At 42.5% G+C, this 17,137-nt stretch carries 16 protein-coding genes and 1 tRNA gene; 5 read left to right on the plus strand and 12 right to left on the minus strand.

Going from position 1 to position 17,137, the window contains the following annotated elements; all coding sequences use genetic code 11:
- Window positions 1-54: 54 nt before the first annotated feature.
- The 9 genes from SKC35_RS04560 to SKC35_RS04600 all read right to left on the minus strand — a co-directional run bounded on the left by SKC35_RS04560 (window position 55) and on the right by SKC35_RS04600 (window position 8,145).
- Window positions 55-1,146 (minus strand): glycoside hydrolase family 88/105 protein, encoded by a 1,092-nt coding sequence (locus SKC35_RS04560; RefSeq protein WP_377978250.1) that lies wholly within the window; start codon window positions 1,144-1,146, stop codon window positions 55-57.
- On the minus strand, window positions 1,146-1,460 hold the full coding sequence (gene rhaM, locus SKC35_RS04565; RefSeq protein ID WP_377978251.1) for an L-rhamnose mutarotase: 315 nt from the start codon (window positions 1,458-1,460) through the stop codon (window positions 1,146-1,148). Before rhaM ends, SKC35_RS04560 begins: the two co-directional genes overlap by 1 nt.
- Before the next feature lie 39 nt (window positions 1,461-1,499).
- Window positions 1,500-2,513 (minus strand): threonine aldolase family protein, encoded by a 1,014-nt coding sequence (locus SKC35_RS04570; protein WP_377978252.1) that lies wholly within the window; start codon window positions 2,511-2,513, stop codon window positions 1,500-1,502.
- Window position 2,514: 1 nt separating this feature from the next.
- Window positions 2,515-4,707 carry a carbohydrate binding family 9 domain-containing protein gene (locus tag SKC35_RS04575; RefSeq protein WP_377978253.1) on the minus strand — a complete coding sequence of 731 codons (2,193 nt, stop codon included), beginning with the start codon at window positions 4,705-4,707 and terminating at the stop codon, window positions 2,515-2,517.
- Window positions 4,708-5,811 carry an Lnb N-terminal periplasmic domain-containing protein gene (locus SKC35_RS04580; RefSeq protein ID WP_377978254.1) on the minus strand — a complete coding sequence of 368 codons (1,104 nt, stop codon included), beginning with the start codon at window positions 5,809-5,811 and terminating at the stop codon, window positions 4,708-4,710.
- The gene (gene rsmI / locus SKC35_RS04585) at window positions 5,812-6,483 is read right to left on the minus strand and encodes a 16S rRNA (cytidine(1402)-2'-O)-methyltransferase (RefSeq protein ID WP_377978255.1); all 672 of its coding nucleotides are present in this window, start codon (window positions 6,481-6,483) and stop codon (window positions 5,812-5,814) included.
- Between the two features lie 62 nt (window positions 6,484-6,545).
- Window positions 6,546-6,633 (minus strand) — tRNA-Ser (locus tag SKC35_RS04590).
- A 65-nt stretch (window positions 6,634-6,698) separates the two neighbouring features.
- On the minus strand, window positions 6,699-7,448 hold the full coding sequence (locus SKC35_RS04595; protein WP_377978256.1) for a tRNA (adenosine(37)-N6)-dimethylallyltransferase: 750 nt from the start codon (window positions 7,446-7,448) through the stop codon (window positions 6,699-6,701).
- A complete protein-coding gene (locus SKC35_RS04600; RefSeq protein WP_377978257.1) occupies window positions 7,438-8,145 on the minus strand; it encodes a hypothetical protein in 708 nt (235 codons plus the stop codon). Before SKC35_RS04600 ends, SKC35_RS04595 begins: the two co-directional genes overlap by 11 nt.
- A gap of 65 nt (window positions 8,146-8,210) precedes the next feature.
- On the opposite strand from SKC35_RS04600, the gene kduI reads away from it, so the two are divergent.
- A complete protein-coding gene (gene kduI, locus SKC35_RS04605) occupies window positions 8,211-9,041 on the plus strand; it encodes a 5-dehydro-4-deoxy-D-glucuronate isomerase (protein ID WP_269001645.1) in 831 nt (276 codons plus the stop codon).
- A gap of 1 nt (window position 9,042) precedes the next feature.
- Entirely contained in the window at window positions 9,043-10,908 is a 1,866-nt protein-coding gene (locus SKC35_RS04610) for a glycoside hydrolase family 88 protein (protein WP_377978258.1), read from the plus strand.
- On the opposite strand, the gene SKC35_RS04615 is transcribed toward SKC35_RS04610, so the two are convergent.
- Both SKC35_RS04615 and SKC35_RS04620 read right to left on the minus strand, forming a co-directional pair.
- A complete protein-coding gene (locus SKC35_RS04615) occupies window positions 10,900-11,559 on the minus strand; it encodes a DNA/RNA non-specific endonuclease (protein ID WP_377978259.1) in 660 nt (219 codons plus the stop codon). The two genes, SKC35_RS04610 and SKC35_RS04615, sit on opposite strands and share 9 nt — an antisense overlap.
- Window positions 11,559-13,442 (minus strand): family 20 glycosylhydrolase, encoded by a 1,884-nt coding sequence (locus tag SKC35_RS04620; protein ID WP_377978260.1) that lies wholly within the window; start codon window positions 13,440-13,442, stop codon window positions 11,559-11,561. Before SKC35_RS04620 ends, SKC35_RS04615 begins: the two co-directional genes overlap by 1 nt.
- 101 nt (window positions 13,443-13,543) lie before the next feature.
- On the opposite strand from SKC35_RS04620, the gene SKC35_RS04625 reads away from it, so the two are divergent.
- Complete coding sequence (locus tag SKC35_RS04625) at window positions 13,544-14,797, plus strand: ammonium transporter (RefSeq protein ID WP_377978261.1); 1,254 nt, start codon at window positions 13,544-13,546, stop codon at window positions 14,795-14,797.
- A gap of 18 nt (window positions 14,798-14,815) precedes the next feature.
- Entirely contained in the window at window positions 14,816-15,157 is a 342-nt protein-coding gene (locus SKC35_RS04630) for a P-II family nitrogen regulator (protein WP_377978262.1), read from the plus strand.
- Between the two features lie 147 nt (window positions 15,158-15,304).
- Here the strand turns inward: SKC35_RS04630 and SKC35_RS04635 are convergent, their stop codons facing one another.
- On the minus strand, window positions 15,305-15,970 hold the full coding sequence (locus tag SKC35_RS04635) for a spheroidene monooxygenase (RefSeq protein WP_377978263.1): 666 nt from the start codon (window positions 15,968-15,970) through the stop codon (window positions 15,305-15,307).
- A gap of 57 nt (window positions 15,971-16,027) precedes the next feature.
- Here SKC35_RS04635 and SKC35_RS04640 point away from each other — a divergent pair, with 57 nt between their 5' ends.
- Window positions 16,028-17,137, plus strand: a complete 1,110-nt coding sequence (locus tag SKC35_RS04640; protein ID WP_377978264.1) for a vWA domain-containing protein — start codon at window positions 16,028-16,030, stop codon at window positions 17,135-17,137.

Here is a 17,137-nt window from a genome sequence, read left to right on the forward strand (position 1 = left end):
GATTGATTGAACGGCTAAATTAAGAAAAAAATACAAAACTCTATCAAAAATATGCTATTTGCTTTTCAAGATTTCTGAACCGGCTAATAAATAACAACCTGCCCCAAAATCCTCGAAATTAGGCACAGATGCCTTTGTCACCGGTTGACCATCTTTAGGTTCCTTACCTGTTCCCTGAACGTAGGCTAAAAAACCATTCGGCTGCACGCAAGAATCAATCGCCATCCAACCTTTATCAACCGACTTTTGATACTTGGATGCCGGAAGTAAACCAGAGCGAATTCCCCAAGCCATACCATAAACAAATAAAGAAGTACCCGTCAATTCTGGTCCACCGTAATTAGATTCATCCGTCAAGCTTACGTTGTAAAAACCATCCTTGCGCTGCAAAGGCAATAAGGCAGCCGCCATATCTTGGAAATCTTTCACGTATTCCGCCCTGTGAGGCGCATTCGTCGGCATCAAATCGAGCGTGCGCGCTAAGGCCGCAAAAACCCATCCATTACCTCTTGACCAATAGCAATTTGTGCCATTCGGTTCTTTGTAGGGAGGAATGAAGTCTTTGTCTCTCCACCACAAATGCTCCTGCTGGTTGTATAAATGAGCTTTCGTGTCCGCATACAAATCGTGCATTTTAGTGAAATACTTGTCCTCTTTAAAACGGACGCCTAATCGCGTATAAACAGGCATGCTCATTTGAAGACAGTCTATCCAAGACCAATCATTCGACTTATCAGTCGCAACCATATTATCAATATTCTCCTTAATGGGTTTGATGCGAGCAGAATCTGCTTTCAAGTCGAATAAGTCTAAATAAACCTGACCACAGGCTTGATCATCCGCATTTCTCGTCTTCAATCCATTGCGCAAAGACCAGTGGTGGAATTCGCCCCAATCCTCCATGTATTTTAAATCAGACGCTTTAGGATCCAATTTGTACAATTCTAGCATGCCCTCATAAAAGACGGCACGCGTCCAAATATTCGATGGACGCGTCTTGTCAGGACTCACAATTACTTTCGTTACATCTGGCCAAACAGTTTGGAAATAAGATTTAGCTACATGCATATGTTGCAAGACCTGAGTGCGATCCGGTTTAGCGGCGAAAACACTTAATGGTAGTAGGAGAAAAAATAATTTCTTCATCAGGCGAAATAAAAGACAGGTGTTAAATCAATTGAAACGGGTGAGTGATCTGGATTTGTCTCCATAATGTCTGCCATATAGGCCCACCATTTTTTCATCACTTCTTGTGCCGGAAGAGAATCGAGTGCAGCTAAATCTGGAGCTTCTAAATAGCCAAAAAGCGTGCGTGTACTTTCATCCAAGAAAATGGAATAGTTTTGGATACCTACCTGATGTAATAAGGCCCCTAATTCAGGCCATATTTCATCATGTCTCTTTTTGTATTCTGCCGAATGACCCGGCAGCAAATACATTTTAAACGCCTTTCGCTGCATAAGAATTGATTTCTTATATAAGACGAAATCGCGCTAATTTTACTCAGAAATACGTTCTGTAAATGCCTGCAATGCCGCATCATCAAATCCTAAATGTGTCACAAAACGTACATAAGTAGGGCCAAAGGGAGCACAATAAATCCCCAATTCCTTTAATTCAGCCACTTTATCTACTGAAGCTAATCCCGCTTGTAATTCTAAAATGACAATATTAGTAGTAACAGGAAGAATGGCTTTCACCCAAGGAAGTTTCTCACAAACGGAGGCAATGACTCTTGCGCGTGCATGATCTTCTTTCAAACGTTCTACTTGATGATCTAAGGAGTAAATTCCGGCGGCAGCTAGTAATCCCGCTTGTCTCCATCCTCCACCAAGACGCTTTCTCACCCGTCTCGCCTTCTTGATAAAGTCTGTAGAACCGACAAGAATAGAACCGATGGGAGCTCCTAAACCTTTAGACAAACAGATGGAAATCGTATCAAACCAGTCGCCAAATTGGGCAGGAGTTTGACCTGTTTCAACGATGGCATTGAAAATACGTGCTCCATCCAAGTGCAAAGGAACATCAATAGAGCGACAAAAATCAGAGATTTCCTGTAAGGCTTCAGAGGTATAAATACTCCCTCCGCCTTTATTAACGGTATTTTCTAAACTGACTAAACGACTTTCGCAGGCGTGAATATCATCCGGGGAGATGGCTGCTCTAATTTGACCTACATTCAAACGGCCTAGATCACCTTTCAATAATTTGACTGATGCACCCGCATTCGCCATAATTCCTCCACCCTCGTACAAGTAAATATGAGAAAGTTCGTCGCAAATGACTTCTTGGCCTTTGGAAACATGAACTGAAATGGCAATCTGGTTTGATTGAGTTCCGGAAACACAGAAAAGCGCGGCTTCCTTTTGGAATAATTTCGCCACCTTTTCCTCCAAGGCATTTACCGTGGGATCCTCTCCAAAAACATCATCCCCTAAAGGTGCGGAAAACATCGCCTCGCGCATTCCAGCGGTGGGCAAAGTAAAGGTATCGCTGCGTAATTCAATTTTCATGTTAAAACTGCTTTAGAAAGGATAATTTAGCTAAAAAACTTTGTTGCTTCTGTTGGGTAGCATCCATACCTTGGTAATTCAAGGTATTAAACACTAGATATACATAAGATAAAGGCTGGTATTCCCAGGCCAAACGCATATTCACCGAGTTCAAATTATCCGTCGTATTTTTCTGATAAAAGCCTATTAATTGCAATCGAGGATTGATGGCCATGCGTGTCTCCAAAATCAACAAGTTGACTTCTTTCGTCTCACGAGCCACACCTACGTCTTCAAATTTGCTCCAGTTCCAAGACAAACCTACATTTAAATGTGGGATAGGGGCTACCCGAAATTTAGCATCCACGTTTTGCAGAGATCCATCAAAAAATCCACCCCAACCGTATTCTGTAGAGGCCGAATATTTCGCACTAGGATCACTTGCCAGTAAAAAGCCTTTTCTAAAATAACGATACGAACCCGGTTTAATGCGAATGCCCACTGGATTAAAATCCTCTTCCAAGTTTTGAACGCTTGCATCAATATAGCCCCCAAGGATACCCCCATTCTGCAGATTAAACCAGAGAGGACCAGAAACTAATTTTTGTTCCACGATATTCCCTGTCTTTAGGCTGTGGTATACTTCGGTATAAACCCCTGGTTGCCAAAATCGAATAAATGTAGGCAGCCATTTACCCCGCACATTAAAATCGACACCTTGGGAATTCGATAAAACATTTTTCCTGGAAACAAATCCCATTTCAGGATTGTAATCATCTGAAACGACTGTATGCGTCCAATATAAGGTCACTAAATTGTCTTTGTACAGAAATTGGCCATACTCCGCAAATCCCTGTTGACTATTCCGCGAATCCTGCGTCATAGTACCCATTCCACTAAACGAGAATTTATCATTGAAGCGAATAAAGGCATCTACAGCCCCAGTTGTAGCGACGTTTGAGGGGGAAGATTTTGTGGTAACAATCGCTCCTATCCTATTTTGCTTGCCAAAATTCTCGGAATAACGTGCCACCAAAAAATTGGTAAATGGATCACCATCGCCCTCACCTTGGCGCATATAAATTCCACCCAAATTGCGTTTTTCAGAACGGTAAACAAAACGAGTTCCAGCCGTAATGGCAATGGGATTCACGTTTTGATCTAAACCAATTGTCCGACTAAAGAAGGGTTGTATGTACATCGAACCACCTACCACCTCATTAACAGGGGCTAAACCTGCTGAAAAAAGCGAGGCATTCTCTAAGAAAAACTGACGTCGCTCCGGGAAGAAGACTGAAAAACGAGAGATGTTATTTACTTGTCTATCCACATCCGCTTGAGCAAAATCTGTATTAAAGGTAAAATCCATGACGGAAGTAGGACTGATTGCCCACTTAATTTCGCCACCTAATTTTAATTCCGAGGTAGTAGAATTCCCTATTTCGGTGCCTTCCGAATTCTTCGATACCTGCAAAAAGTAGGGAATAAAACGAATATTCGTAGCCGTGGGTGGTGGAGGAATAATCCCAGTTAACTTGCCCGCGTAATCCATACGCAACGGACTCATCGACCGGGGATGTGGCGACCAAACCGATAATTCATTACTTGATCGTCGCACCCGGAAAAAATTTATACCCCAATCCTGAGGCTTATTCCCATCCGTTTTGGGATAACGCAAGGTTTGCCAAGGAATGGCAAATTCTGCTACCCAAGAAGAATCCGAACGATGCGTTCTTACTCTGTATAAACCATCCCAATCAATATCAAAAGCTCGATCATCAAAGGATAATAAATCACGTTGCGCACCATAGGCATTTGCTTGCAATACGAGCGCATTACGCTTGTCATTAAACCCATCTATAGCAATTCCGAAAAGGTCATTTTCAACAAAAGCATAATCCCGCTTCAAATTAGGTGCTCGGTAGCTATTCTTCCCTATACTATCTTGTAATATAGCCGCCACATACAAAAATTGCCGATTATACAGTAGTTTAACAGTCGAACTGAAAGAGGCCTTACGTCCTTGAAAAGGCTCTACCTGAAAGTCTACATTCACCGCTGGAGCCTTTACCCATTCTGCCTCATCTAAATGTCCATCCGCTTTCAAGACGCGTTCAATCTTCAACGGCTGAATTTCTTTCCGTTGTTCTAATGGCTTAAATACCTCCTGTGAAAAACCACAAAAGGAGATGAAGAGTAATAAGTAATAACGCATTTATTTTTTGATGAAGGATAAATAGCACAATCGTATAAAAATAGGTAATCCGACTAATACCATGGGAGCGAATTGAATACTAGACCAAATAAGGCCTATTAGACACAAAACACTAATTACTTGTAGGTACTTTTTCCATTTAAGCGGGTTCTTAGCAAACCAAAAAACCAACGGAAAATTCAATGGAAAAAGCATCAGTGAAGCCGGATTCCATGCCATCACCTCATGATTAGTGGCCGTTCCTAAAAAGAAAATGAACCAAGCTAACAAACCGATAATGCTAAATAAAGCCACATCCGCAGCGTATGAAAATCGTTTTTTATAGGTCGCTAACCCCAATAATACGATTAACACACTTAAAATCACATAGGGTCCAGTGAAATCAAAACCTGCTTCCTCTGACACTTCAGCATCAAATAACGTCACCGGGTTAGCTGAAAGTCCTTTAGCCAGATTAGTAGCTGACGCCAAATTATCCGGCAAATAACACGCCTGTGAGGCCGTCGCGCTTACATTAGATGGAATCCCCAAAGCTAAATTCATTCCCAAGGTCACCCAGGAATTGCGCGCAAGGTATTTATTCATCCAATCCCGATATGATTTACCTTCTAAAGATGGATTCTGAATCCAATGATATTTTCCGGGTGCATTCCGCTCGATTACATCTCGAATCCGCGTAGAGCAATTGTCATAGAAAAATTTGTAGGCATACTCCCTATTTTCAGGCAATAAATTGGTTTCCAATGCTTGAAAAATGGCGTTTTTCTGAAGAGAATCTAACTGAAGCTTTTGGGCAATCATTCCACGCTTTTCATATTGCGCGTTGTAATTAAATTCATCCTGCATCGAATGAACAGAGATGGTATAGGGCAGGGTGCCCATTAAGAATTTCAAGTAGAAATTTTCCGTCTTAAAATCGAAAGTACCATAACTATAGGCCCGATCAATTCCATTCATCGGATCATTAACCCAGAGAATGGTATGGCCAAAAGCCGAATGCAATTCCTTTCCTGGTGCGACGGTTACTAAAACCACTTCAGCCTTAGAACTCAACTGAGCCTTTACAGTCAAAGAAATCAACAAAAATAAAAGGATCTTTTTCATCTATTTTCCAGCAATAACAATCACAATTTCACCTCGCACTTTATCTGGATGCGCCGTAAAATAGGCTAATACTTCTGTAGCCGTACCTCGCACCATTTGTTCGTGCATTTTACTCAATTCCCGACCGACCATAACAGGTCGATCAGCAGAAATAAATTCGATTATTTGCTCTAAGGCTTTTACTAAGCGATGTGGCGATTCATATAAAACGATTGTTCGCTCTTCTTCTGCTAATGCTTTCCATCGAGTTTGACGCCCTTTTTTGTGTGGTAGAAAACCCTCATAAACGAAACGATCTGTTGGAAAACCAGAATTAACCAACGCCGGAACAAAAGCCGTTGCGCCCGGTAATGATTCCACCTCAATGCCATTATCTACACATGCTTTCACTAATAAATAGCCTGGATCAGAGATACCCGGCGTTCCTGCATCCGAAATTAAGGCTAATGATTTTCCTTCCTTTAACATCTTGATCACCCCTGGAACACCAGAGTGCTCATTGTGGGCGTGGTGGGAATACAAGGGTTTGGAGATATTTAAATGCTTCAGTAGTTGTCCTGAATTGCGCGTATCCTCCGCTAAAATCCCGTCCACCTCTCCCAGCACCCGAATGGCACGCAGCGTGATATCTTCTAAATTCCCAATGGGGGTAGGTACGAGGTATAATTTCATTCCGAAATTTAATTAAATGACCTGAAACAAAAAAAGCGAAACTTTCGTTTCGCTTTTCGCTCTGGTAGAGAGTGAGGGATTCGAACCCCCGGACCTGTAACAGTCAACAGTTTTCAAGACTGCCGCAATCGACCACTCTGCCAACTCTCTGTCTCCTTAAGAGATTGCAAAAGTAAGGCGTTTTTCCAGATTTTGCAATACTCTCCTTCAAAATTTTAGATAAAATTCAAGATATAATCTCTTTTAGCCTGAAAATCAAGGGTATCCGGAATCCAATTAATTTCAATTCCGGCCCGCTCCATTTTTCTAAAATAGGTCATTTGGCGTTTAGCAAACTGGTGGATGGCCGTTTCTAGGCCTTTTTGGAATTCCTCTTTCGTAATCACTCCTTCTATGTAATTCACGATCCATTTATATTCCAAGCCCATCCAACGTAATTCATCTGGATGGACCCCATCAAATAAAAGCTGCTGGACTTCCTCTAACATCCCCTCTTTCAGTCTAGCCTGAAAACGAGTGCTTATTTTCTCTCTTCTCGTTTCTGTGGATGGGTTTAGTCCGAAAACGGTATACTTAAATTGAATGTCTAAAGGTTCAGATAAGAAATGAGGCACATGAGAGAATTGGTAATTCGCTAGTAATGATTCTATATACAACCCTGTTCCGCCACAAAGTATGGGTTGTTTCCCTCTCGTAAAAACGTCGTTTATTGCATCAAAAGCAGCCTTTTGGAAATGGGCAACGGAGAAGGCCTCTCCTATTTCATGGCTATCGATTAGATGATAGGGGATGAAACCATATTCCTTTAAGTCTTTTCCAGTGCCTATGTCGAGGCGACGGTAAATTTGGCGAGAGTCTGCTGAAATGATTTCTCCATCTAAGGCGCACGCAAGTTCTACGGCTAACGCCGTTTTACCGCTAGCTGTGGGCCCCAATAAAACGATAAGCTTCTGATCAGTAGACATAACGTAATTTTAAATTCCCTTTATTCATGCGGTTTCCTAATGGAATGAGGGCCGTCTCTCCTATTTTAGTGAACCCTGCTGACAAAAAACCTTTGCCCGTATTCCATTCCTTGTCCACGTAGGTCATCACATTGTGCGTTTCAGGATACAAATCTTTGTAGGCCTGTAAGAATTTCGTCAAACCTCCTACGAGACGAATGCTGGATAAAGTGGCAATTTCAGTAAGTTCGCCAGACAAACAACCTTCCAAGTCTGGCTCTTTCATCACCAATGATTTCCCAAAAACCGCCACCGCTAGCAGTGGATGACCCTCGAAAGTATACGAACTTTCAATCCCCCGAAAAACCCGATGAGGTGGAACGATACAACCTAAATAACTAGAACCTTTTAAAAAACCCTTTACGTGTTCTTTGTCTAAAAATTCCCGTGCCGTCTCTGCATCAATCGGAACGATACGGGTATCGCGTGCAAAAACGGAACGTAAAGACTTCACGCGTGCAATTATATGTTTTTCAATAGAGGAGCGTCGCATGAGCCATTGATCTTCACCAATACAAATATCACCCTCCTGGCTTTCTCCTGGCATCGCTTTTACGCGTACCTTTGACTCCTCTTGTTGCCATAAGTCACCACCCATCGATTGAAAACCGATCGAAAGTAAGAAATGAGCGAGGGTATGTGGGAACTCTTTTGGCATAAAACGTGTAAATATACAGTAGAATTAGGCGCAAAAGCGCTTTGAAAACAAAAAAACATATTAGAATGGACTATAGATTTGAGGCGAGCCGAAAAGAGGTTTCCACCTTTACAAACCAAGAAATCAGAGATAATTTCTTAATTGAGAAGATCTTTCACGCGGATCAGATACAATTAACCTATACTATTTATGATCGCATGATCATCGGTGGAGCCATGCCTGTATTGAACACGTTGCACCTACCTAATCCCGAAAAATTACGGGCCAATTTCTTCCTTGAAAGACGTGAATTAGGGATTATCAACGTAGGTGGAAAAGGAACGGTGACTGCGGATGGAGAACAATTTACCATCGATAAATTAGGGGCTGTATATGTGGGTCGTGGTGTAAAAGAGGTAAGCTTTAGTTCGGAATCTTCGGATAATCCGGCGCAATTCTATCTATTGTCTTCCCCAGCACACGCCAATTACCCGAATGCAAAATTAGATCGCGAGCAGGTGAGCACAGTGGTTTTAGGTAGTTTAGAAACATCCAATCACCGCACCATTTATAAATACATTCACAACGAGGGGATTCAATCCTGTCAATTAGTGATGGGTTTGACGATTTTAGAACCGGGTTCGGTTTGGAATACGATGCCTGCACACGTACATGACCGCCGAATGGAAGCGTATCTATATTTCGATGTAACACCAGGTCACGCTGTATTGCATTTGATGGGCGAAACAACGGAGACCAAGCATATTTGGGTGCATAACCACCAAGCTATTATTTCGCCGCCCTGGTCGATTCACAGTGGAGCGGGTACAAAAAATTATTCCTTTATTTGGGGAATGGCGGGTGAAAACAAGGATTATACCGATATGGATTTCGCAGAAATTTCTGAATTACGTTAACATGAAAAAACTGATCGTTCTATTGTTAGGGTTAAGCACCGCGGTTTCAGCCCAAAATTACTCCGAGCTGATGGCCAAGTCCATTATGCATACCCACACCGATTCCATTACGGTGAAAGTGGGAAAACCGGCGGGCTGGGATTATGAGCAAGGTTTGGTATTGAAAGCTTTAGAGCATGTTTACCAAAGAACCGGTGACGCCACCTACTTTAACTACATTAAAAAGAACATCGACAGTTTCGTAGATGCCAATGGTAATATTCGCACCTACCATTTTGATGAATTCAATTCTGATAATATCACTACGGGACGGATGCTCCTGTATCTGTACCAAGAATTAGGCGACGAGCGCTACAAAAAGGCCGCTGATTTATTAAGAAAGCAGATTTCGGTACAACCAAGAGATGCGGATGGAGGATTTTGGCATAAGAAAAGATACCCGAACCAAATGTGGTTAGACGGACTCTACATGCTAGAGCCATTCTATGCAGAATACGGTCAAATCACACAACAAGACAATTGGGCAGACATCGTCAAGCAGTTCCAGTTGATGTACAAAGGCGCGATTGATCCGAAGACTGGACTTTTATTCCACGCCTACGATCAAGCCAAAGCACAGCCTTGGGCGGACAAATCGAACGGACATTCGCCTAATTTTTGGGGTCGTTCGATGGGTTGGTACGTGATGGCCTTAGTTGATGTACTGGATTATATGCCTAAGAATCACCCATCTCGAGGAATCCTCATCCAACAATTAAATCAATTATCAGGAGCCATCGCAAAGATTCAAGATCCTACTTCAGGTGTTTGGTATCAATTACCAGGATATCCGGACAAGAAAGGCAATTATCTCGAGGCATCTTGTTCGAACATGTTCGTTTATGCCTTCGCTAAGGGAGTTAGAAAAGGCTATTTACCTGCTTCATTCCGCAAAAACGCGGAGAAAGGATACGCCGGAATCCTGAAAGAATTCATCACCAAAGACGCGGAGGGTTATATCCATTTAGAGAAAACGGTCACGGTGGGTGGCTTAGGAGGTGTGCCATACCGCGATGGCTCATATGACTACTATTTGAGCGAACCTACGCGTACAGATGATTTAAAAGGCGCGGGGCCTTTTATCCTAGCGTCATTAGAGATGGAAATCGCGAAAGAACTATCCATTGGTGCCGGCAAAAAAGTCGTTTTAGACTATTTCTTTAACCACGAGACTAAAAACGGCAATCGCTTCCACTATACTTGGGAAGATCGCAAGGACTCTGGGTTCAACCAATGGGGCATTCAATTCGAACAATTAGGCGCTACGTTAGATACCTTGGGAGCCTCTCCTACGCGGGAGAACTTGAAAGGAACTTCTGTTTACATCATTGTGGATCCAGATAGCTACAAGGAAACGGCGAAGCCTAATTTCATGACGGCTAAGGCTGCAGATGAAATAGAGGCTTGGGTAAAAGCTGGTGGAAATTTGATCTTGTTAGCGAACGACACGACGAACTGCGAGATTCCTCAGTTTAATATCTTAGCTAAACGTTTTGGCATCGAATTCGTCGCTCCTAACTTGAATTTCGTTCAAGGTCGCAACTGGGAGCAAGGTGCTGTAATGATACCGGCAGGCAACGAAGTTTTTGACCCGATTAAAAAGGTCTATATCAAAGAGATTACAACGCTAAAGTTAAGCGGTAATGCGAAGCCTTTAGTGAATCACCTAGGCCACGTCGTGATGGCAACCGCAAAAGTGGGTAAAGGAAAAGTGTTTGCATTAGGTGATCCATGGTTATACACGGAATACACGAATAACCGCAGAACGCCATTAGAATATGAGAATTTCCTAGCGGCTAAGAAACTAGCGATCTACATGCTACGATAATTTCCTCGGAAAGCGAAAACCTGTCATTTTCTCTAGGGTTTCCAAAGGCACCGCATAGGTCTGCCAATTTTTGTTCAAAACTCGTTCATTTGGAAAAAGTATGCACCAGATTTTGTCTGGTGTATACACTACTTTCCAGCAATAGGCTGGAACGATAACTCCTGAAAATAATCGATCCTTAGCCCCTATGCCACCTGAATAGATTAATAGATGCTGTCCTTTTTTAATCGCAAGCTTTCTGCAATATTCCTCCAGCATCTTAAATGGCCCCGCATTTAATTCATGCGTTTGCGGAACCATATTGGACATCAGAAAGGTCTCTTCATTTAAATATTGTGTAGAAGTCCGATCTTGAGAATTACATAAATGCCCCCGATCATAGCCTGAATGTTTATAATCCTTTTCATCCACAATCTTAAATCCTCCGGGAAAAGATTCGTCTTGAATAAAGCGATTCGTACGATCCACTGGACCTACATCGCTAGCCTTCAATGTCCAACCCACCCAATTCGCTCTACCCTCTACCCCATTATAAGACATCACATAACCTTTCTTCACCGAAAGGTAATTAGTCGTAGAAGCAGAAGAGGCGCCCGAAATATTGGGCACCCCTACTGATAATAATAAGCTAAAAATAAAGTTTAAAAGCATTATTTAGCTCTTTTTTCTAAATCTGCACGTAAAATATTCATCGTACGACCTACCATTTTATTTCCACGATACGATACGACGCGCAGTAGTTCTGCATCTTTTGGCACTGCTACTAAACCGGATGCTGAAGGATAATGATTATCTGGATAGGAGTTATCAAAACTATAGTGAATCTTTAAACCCGAGATTTCATTCTTTAATTCCACGAATAATTCACCTTTTGCATTCTTGCTCACATTCACAATGGCCTCGTACATCGATGGAGCATATTTCTTATCTGCTACGTCAAAACGCGCCATGTGATCTTCCACACGCCCGGTGAAATTATCCCAATTCTTGTTTTCATTTGGGGACCAAAGAGATTCAGAAATGGCTAGCGCCCGAGGCCACATCATGTACTGCAAATGGCGGTAATTGAACAATTGCTCTGACCACATATTCGCTTGACCACCTTTCACTAATTTCGCATCCACACCCGCCGGAACTGGATTGAAGGCATACGAATCAGCTAATCTAACAGTTTTATAGACAGGCGGCTCGATGGCTTTATCACCTTGCATTAGATCCACATAGACATTATTATTAGGTGTCATCACCACTTCGTGACCTAATTTAGCCGCTTCTACACCGCCGGCGATGCCACGCCAAGACATAACAGCCGTTCCCTTTGGCAATCCTCCGCCTTCTAAAATCTCATCCCAGCCTAACATGCGCTTACCCTTAGAGGTTATAATCTTCTCTAATCGACGCACAAAATAGGCTTGCACCTCTTGCGAATTTTTCAATCCCTCGCGTGCTCTCAAAGCCAAAATCTCTGGATTTTTGTCCCAATAGTTCTTAGGACACTCATCGCCACCCATGTGAATGTATTCATAGGGAAATAGGCTGGCCACTTCGCCCATCACTTTGTCTAAAAATGTATAGACCTTCTCATTCGCCGGACAAAGCGTGTTATCCTGTAAAGCCTCTGGATGTCCATGTGACCAATCAATGAAAGGCTCTCCTGAAATCACTTCATATTTATCTGCACCTGGGGTACAGGAAAGTTCTGGATAAGACGCAACGGCCGCCATCGAATGACCAGGCACATCAATTTCTGGCACGATATTGACGAAACGATCTTGACCATATTTGACCAATTCCTTGATATCTTCTTGCGTGTAGAAACCACCATAATTACGTGGCTCATTAGGCTCAGGCTTAGAGAAAGTCGTGAAACGACCTACTTTCTTCACATTATAGGCGCCTTTCTTCGTCAAATTAGGGTAGGATTTAATCTCGATTCTCCAGCCCTCATCATCCGTCAAGTGGAAATGCAAAATATTGTATTTGTATTCTACCATATCGTCGATGAATTGCTTCACTTCTTGTTTAGTGAAGAAATGACGAGCCACATCGAACATTTGGCCACGCCAAGCGAAACGAGGCGTATCGGTAATTTGTGCGTAGGGAATCGACCAGTTTACTCCTTTAACGACTGTTTTTGATTCAATTTCTTTAGGCAGTAATTGTACTAGCGTTTGAATTCCGTAGAATAAACCAGCAGACTTATTCGCCTTGATGGCAACTCCTTTCGCATTCACTTGCATTTCATATCCCTCCGCTCCTAGTTTAGCGTTGTTCACGATTTGCAGTTGAATAGATGCTGTACCTGAGGATTTTAGTGTAACTGAACGCCCTGTGGCGCTTTTCAGCTTACCAACCAAAGTCGCATATCCCACTTTCAGTTGGACTTCAGAGGGACCTGAAATCGAAATGGCAGCAGGTAAAACGAATTTCCCGGAAGGATATACCGCCTGTGATGGAATGGGGATAATCGATGGGATTTGTGCGGATGAAACGAAGCTTAAGCCTAGGCAAAAGAGTGCAATGATTTTTTTCATAAATAGGTTTTTGTATAAGGTTAAAGTTCCATCAAAATGCAGAATATTCCAAATCGTTTTCTATTTTTGCAAACGAAGCATTATATACAAAACACAAAACCATGAATGAAACTGCCACGCTTGCTGCTCAGCAAGTGGAACTCACACACGCTATTGATACGGTTTGGGTGGCCTTATGTGCCGCTCTTATTTTCCAAATGGAAGGAGGATTTGCCCTTCTAGAGGCTGGATTCGTCCGTTCAAAGAATGCCATTAGTATTATTGCCAAAGTAATGATCGACATTATGTTCGGTGGTGTAGCCTTTTATTTAATCGGATTCGGAATTGCCTATGGTAAATCGAATGGCTACTGGGCTTTCGACACTGGAATTATGGAAGGAGACCTAGGTTTAGGTTTGACTATTTCTAATTCCCTTTTCTGGTTCATCCAAATGGGCTTTGCCGTGGCTGCCATCTCCATTGTTTCAGGTGGTGTAGCTGAGCGCATGAAAATGTGGTCATATGCTATTTATGTAGCCATTTTCAGTGCAGTCTTATATCCTTTAGCCGCTAATTGGGTTTGGAATCCAAACGGCTGGTTAGCCTTACGTGGATTTAACGATTTCGCTGGATCCGCAGCCATTCACGCGATGGGTGGATTCGCAGCTTTAGCGGGTGCGATAGTCTTAGGACCACGTCTTGGAAAATACAACGAAGACGGAACGGCTAATGCGATTCCGGGCCATAATTTGACTTTATCAGCGGTAGGCGCCTTTATCCTTTGGTTCGGGTGGTTCGGATTTAATCCAGGGTCTACTTTAGGGGCTGTAGGCAAATGGGATTTAATCGGTTCTGTGGCGGCTAACACATTTCTTGCGTCAGCAGCGGGTGGTATCGCCACGATGTTATACACGTTTATTCGCTATAAGAAAGTGGATATTACGATGGTGATTAATGGTGTTTTGGCGGGTTTAGTGGCTATCACAGCGGGTTGTAACGTCGTTTCACCGGACTCAGCCTTGCTTATTGGTTTCATCGCAGGTACGATCGTCGATATCGCGGTAGTGGTCGTAGACAAAATGAAAGTGGATGATCCGGTGGGTGCAGTTGCGGTACATGGTGTGAACGGATTCTTTGGCACGATTGCCGTAGGTTTATTCTCCCAAAAGAATGGCTTATTCATCACCGGTGAGAGCGCTCAATTCATCACCCAATTAATCGGCGTTTCCGTCATCAGCGTATTCTCCTTTGCTACGACGTATGCTATTTTCATGGCTTTGAAAAAGACGATGGGTATTCGCTTAAGTCACAAAGCAGAATCTGCGGGTATTGATGCCGTTGAATTTGGAGTAGAAGCATACACAACTTTTGAATAATAGCTAAATAAAAACGATATGAAAAAGGTAGAAGCCATTGTAAAACCATCGAAATTAAAAGCTATTCAAAAAGGCTTGATCGATGCCGATATCCCTTGTATGACCGTAGTTCCTGTTCGTGGAGCTGGTTTACAACAAGGTTATTCAGAAATATACCGCGGTACAGAAAAGTCGATGATCTTATTGCCAAAGGTCATGATCATCTGTATCGTAAGTGACGAGAACCTCGAAAAATGCTTAGATGTCATCCTAGACAATGCCTCAGAGGGCAATGTGGGAGATGGCAAAATCTTCGTTTATGATGTCCAGGATGCGATTCGTATCCGGACGAGGACGAGGGGGATTGAAGCAATTCGATAATAAAAAAAGGGCTTAGGCCCTTTTTTAGATTAGAGAGTATAGAGTATAGAGTAAAGATGAACTCGTGAAATGATTAAAGAGTTGTGTCAAGTTTAGAGAATTTTGATTTTATAATTTTGAAAAATATGGCGCAGCCCATTTTTGAAATTATAAAACCAAAATTACTCTGAATCGAGTAAACATCTCCTCCGAATACCACCCAATCTTCCTCGTCTTTTTAATCATAGGCGCGTGTTCCTTACTTTTATAAGCAAAGGAATCTAGGCTTTCAGAAGATTCCCAAAGACTCAACGTAGCTTGTTCGATGAGGGGGAATTCGCCTACGCCTTTGGCAAACAACAAACCCGCCCGATTTTCCAAGTATTTACTCGCGTGAGATACATAGAACCAGAAAATGGGGGATTTGTACCACACAATACTGGCGCGGGTCATCACTAAAAGGGGACCATTCCCGGGATCCTCCACAATGGAAAAGGGATTCGATCCATTCCAAGTTCCGTGGCCTTTAATAGCAACAGCGTCCCAACCTTTCGTTTCTGATGAATGCGACGACAGTTTTAACCAACGTGTATTAGTTTTGAAAAAATGATCTGATGCTGTTTGGTTATCAAAAACACCGAGGAAAGCATAGGAAGAAAAATCAGGCCAAATAGAGAAGCCATTGCCCGCGCCTACTCCTAAATGTTTTGCAAAAGATAGGCCGTTTGATTCCCATTTTTGAACGAATGAGCGACCCATTTCTGCGAAGGCAAAGCGCTTCTTAGCGAAGCCTTGGAAAGATAAAAATCGAAAAGAAATTATTTGGTCACTCATTTTATCAAATTTAGCTGTTTATTTGAACAATTAAAGCGCTATTAGGGTTTAAAAGACATGAGTAAAAAGGGATTTTATTTTAAGGAATTCGAGGAGAAGAGCATCTCCCCTTTTGATAAGCTTTTCGGGATTTTCAAGGAATTAATCACGCATACGTCGGGGGATTTTGATGAGGCAATCGAGTGGTTGCGCGAATTAGACAAAGAATACGAGCTGACGGATGAGACTTATACGATTGAAGATTTCATTGAGGATTTAAAGGCCAAAGGGTATATTAGGGAGGAAATCGATGAAAATGGCGGTTCTGGGATGGGGATTACGGCCAAAACAGAGCGGGCGATTCGCCAAACAGCATTGGAAAACATCTTCGGAAACTTAAATAAAAGTGGGGCTGGTAATCACAAAACCAAGGCCTCAGGTCAGGGAGATGAAATGACGGGGGAATTTAGATCCTATCATTTTGGCGATAGCTTAGAGAAAATCTCCCTTACGGAGAGTCTAAAAAACGCCCAAATCAATCACGGGATAGGCGAATTCGAGTTAACGGAGGAGGATTTAGTCGTGGAAGACACGCAATACAAATCCCAGATGAGCACGGTTTTGATGATTGATATCAGCCACTCCATGATTCTGTATGGCGAGGATCGGATTACTCCGGCGAAGAAGGTGGCGATGGCTTTGGCAGAATTGATTACAACCCGCTATCCCAAAGATACCATCGACATTTTGGTCTTCGGAAACGATGCCTGGAGCATTTCCATTAAGGATATCCCCTATTTGAAAGTGGGGCCATACCATACGAATACGGTGGCTGGACTGCAATTAGCGATGGATATTCTGCGCCGAAAAAGAAATACCAACAAACAGATTTTTATGATTACCGACGGAAAACCGAGCTGTGTTCGAGAAAAAGACGGGACCTATTATATGAACAGCAATGGCCTAGATCCTTATGTAACGGAGAAATGTTACACGCAGGCGGCTCAGGCGCGAAAATTACATATTCCGATTACCACGTTTATGATTGCTAGGGATTCCTACCTGCAGCAATTTGTAGACAAATTTACCGAAGCAAACCAGGGAAAAGCCTTTTACACGGGCTTAAAAGGCTTAGGGGAAATGATTTTCCAAGATTACGAAACGAATAGAAAGAAAAGACTCAAATAA

The organism is Aquirufa originis, from assembly GCF_042714495.1.
GTDB lineage: Bacteria > Bacteroidota > Bacteroidia > Cytophagales > Spirosomataceae > Aquirufa > Aquirufa originis.

Bases quoted from the DNA above. Each gene is read 5' to 3' on its own strand.
- SKC35_RS04560 (WP_377978250.1), bottom strand. From the start codon at position 1,146: ATGAAGAAATTATTTTTTCTCCTACTACCATTAAGTGTTTTCGCCGCT.
- rhaM (WP_377978251.1), bottom strand. From the start codon at position 1,460: ATGCAGCGAAAGGCGTTTAAAATGTATTTGCTGCCGGGTCATTCGGCA.
- SKC35_RS04570 (WP_377978252.1), bottom strand. From the start codon at position 2,513: ATGAAAATTGAATTACGCAGCGATACCTTTACTTTGCCCACCGCTGGA.
- SKC35_RS04575 (WP_377978253.1), bottom strand. From the start codon at position 4,707: ATGCGTTATTACTTATTACTCTTCATCTCCTTTTGTGGTTTTTCACAG.
- SKC35_RS04580 (WP_377978254.1), bottom strand. From the start codon at position 5,811: ATGAAAAAGATCCTTTTATTTTTGTTGATTTCTTTGACTGTAAAGGCT.
- rsmI (WP_377978255.1), bottom strand. From the start codon at position 6,483: ATGAAATTATACCTCGTACCTACCCCCATTGGGAATTTAGAAGATATC.
- SKC35_RS04595 (WP_377978256.1), bottom strand. From the start codon at position 7,448: ATGTCTACTGATCAGAAGCTTATCGTTTTATTGGGGCCCACAGCTAGC.
- SKC35_RS04600 (WP_377978257.1), bottom strand. From the start codon at position 8,145: ATGCCAAAAGAGTTCCCACATACCCTCGCTCATTTCTTACTTTCGATC.
- kduI (WP_269001645.1), top strand. From the start codon at position 8,211: ATGGACTATAGATTTGAGGCGAGCCGAAAAGAGGTTTCCACCTTTACA.
- SKC35_RS04610 (WP_377978258.1), top strand. From the start codon at position 9,043: ATGAAAAAACTGATCGTTCTATTGTTAGGGTTAAGCACCGCGGTTTCA.
- SKC35_RS04615 (WP_377978259.1), bottom strand. From the start codon at position 11,559: ATGCTTTTAAACTTTATTTTTAGCTTATTATTATCAGTAGGGGTGCCC.
- SKC35_RS04620 (WP_377978260.1), bottom strand. From the start codon at position 13,442: ATGAAAAAAATCATTGCACTCTTTTGCCTAGGCTTAAGCTTCGTTTCA.
- SKC35_RS04625 (WP_377978261.1), top strand. From the start codon at position 13,544: ATGAATGAAACTGCCACGCTTGCTGCTCAGCAAGTGGAACTCACACAC.
- SKC35_RS04630 (WP_377978262.1), top strand. From the start codon at position 14,816: ATGAAAAAGGTAGAAGCCATTGTAAAACCATCGAAATTAAAAGCTATT.
- SKC35_RS04635 (WP_377978263.1), bottom strand. From the start codon at position 15,970: ATGAGTGACCAAATAATTTCTTTTCGATTTTTATCTTTCCAAGGCTTC.
- SKC35_RS04640 (WP_377978264.1), top strand. From the start codon at position 16,028: ATGAGTAAAAAGGGATTTTATTTTAAGGAATTCGAGGAGAAGAGCATC.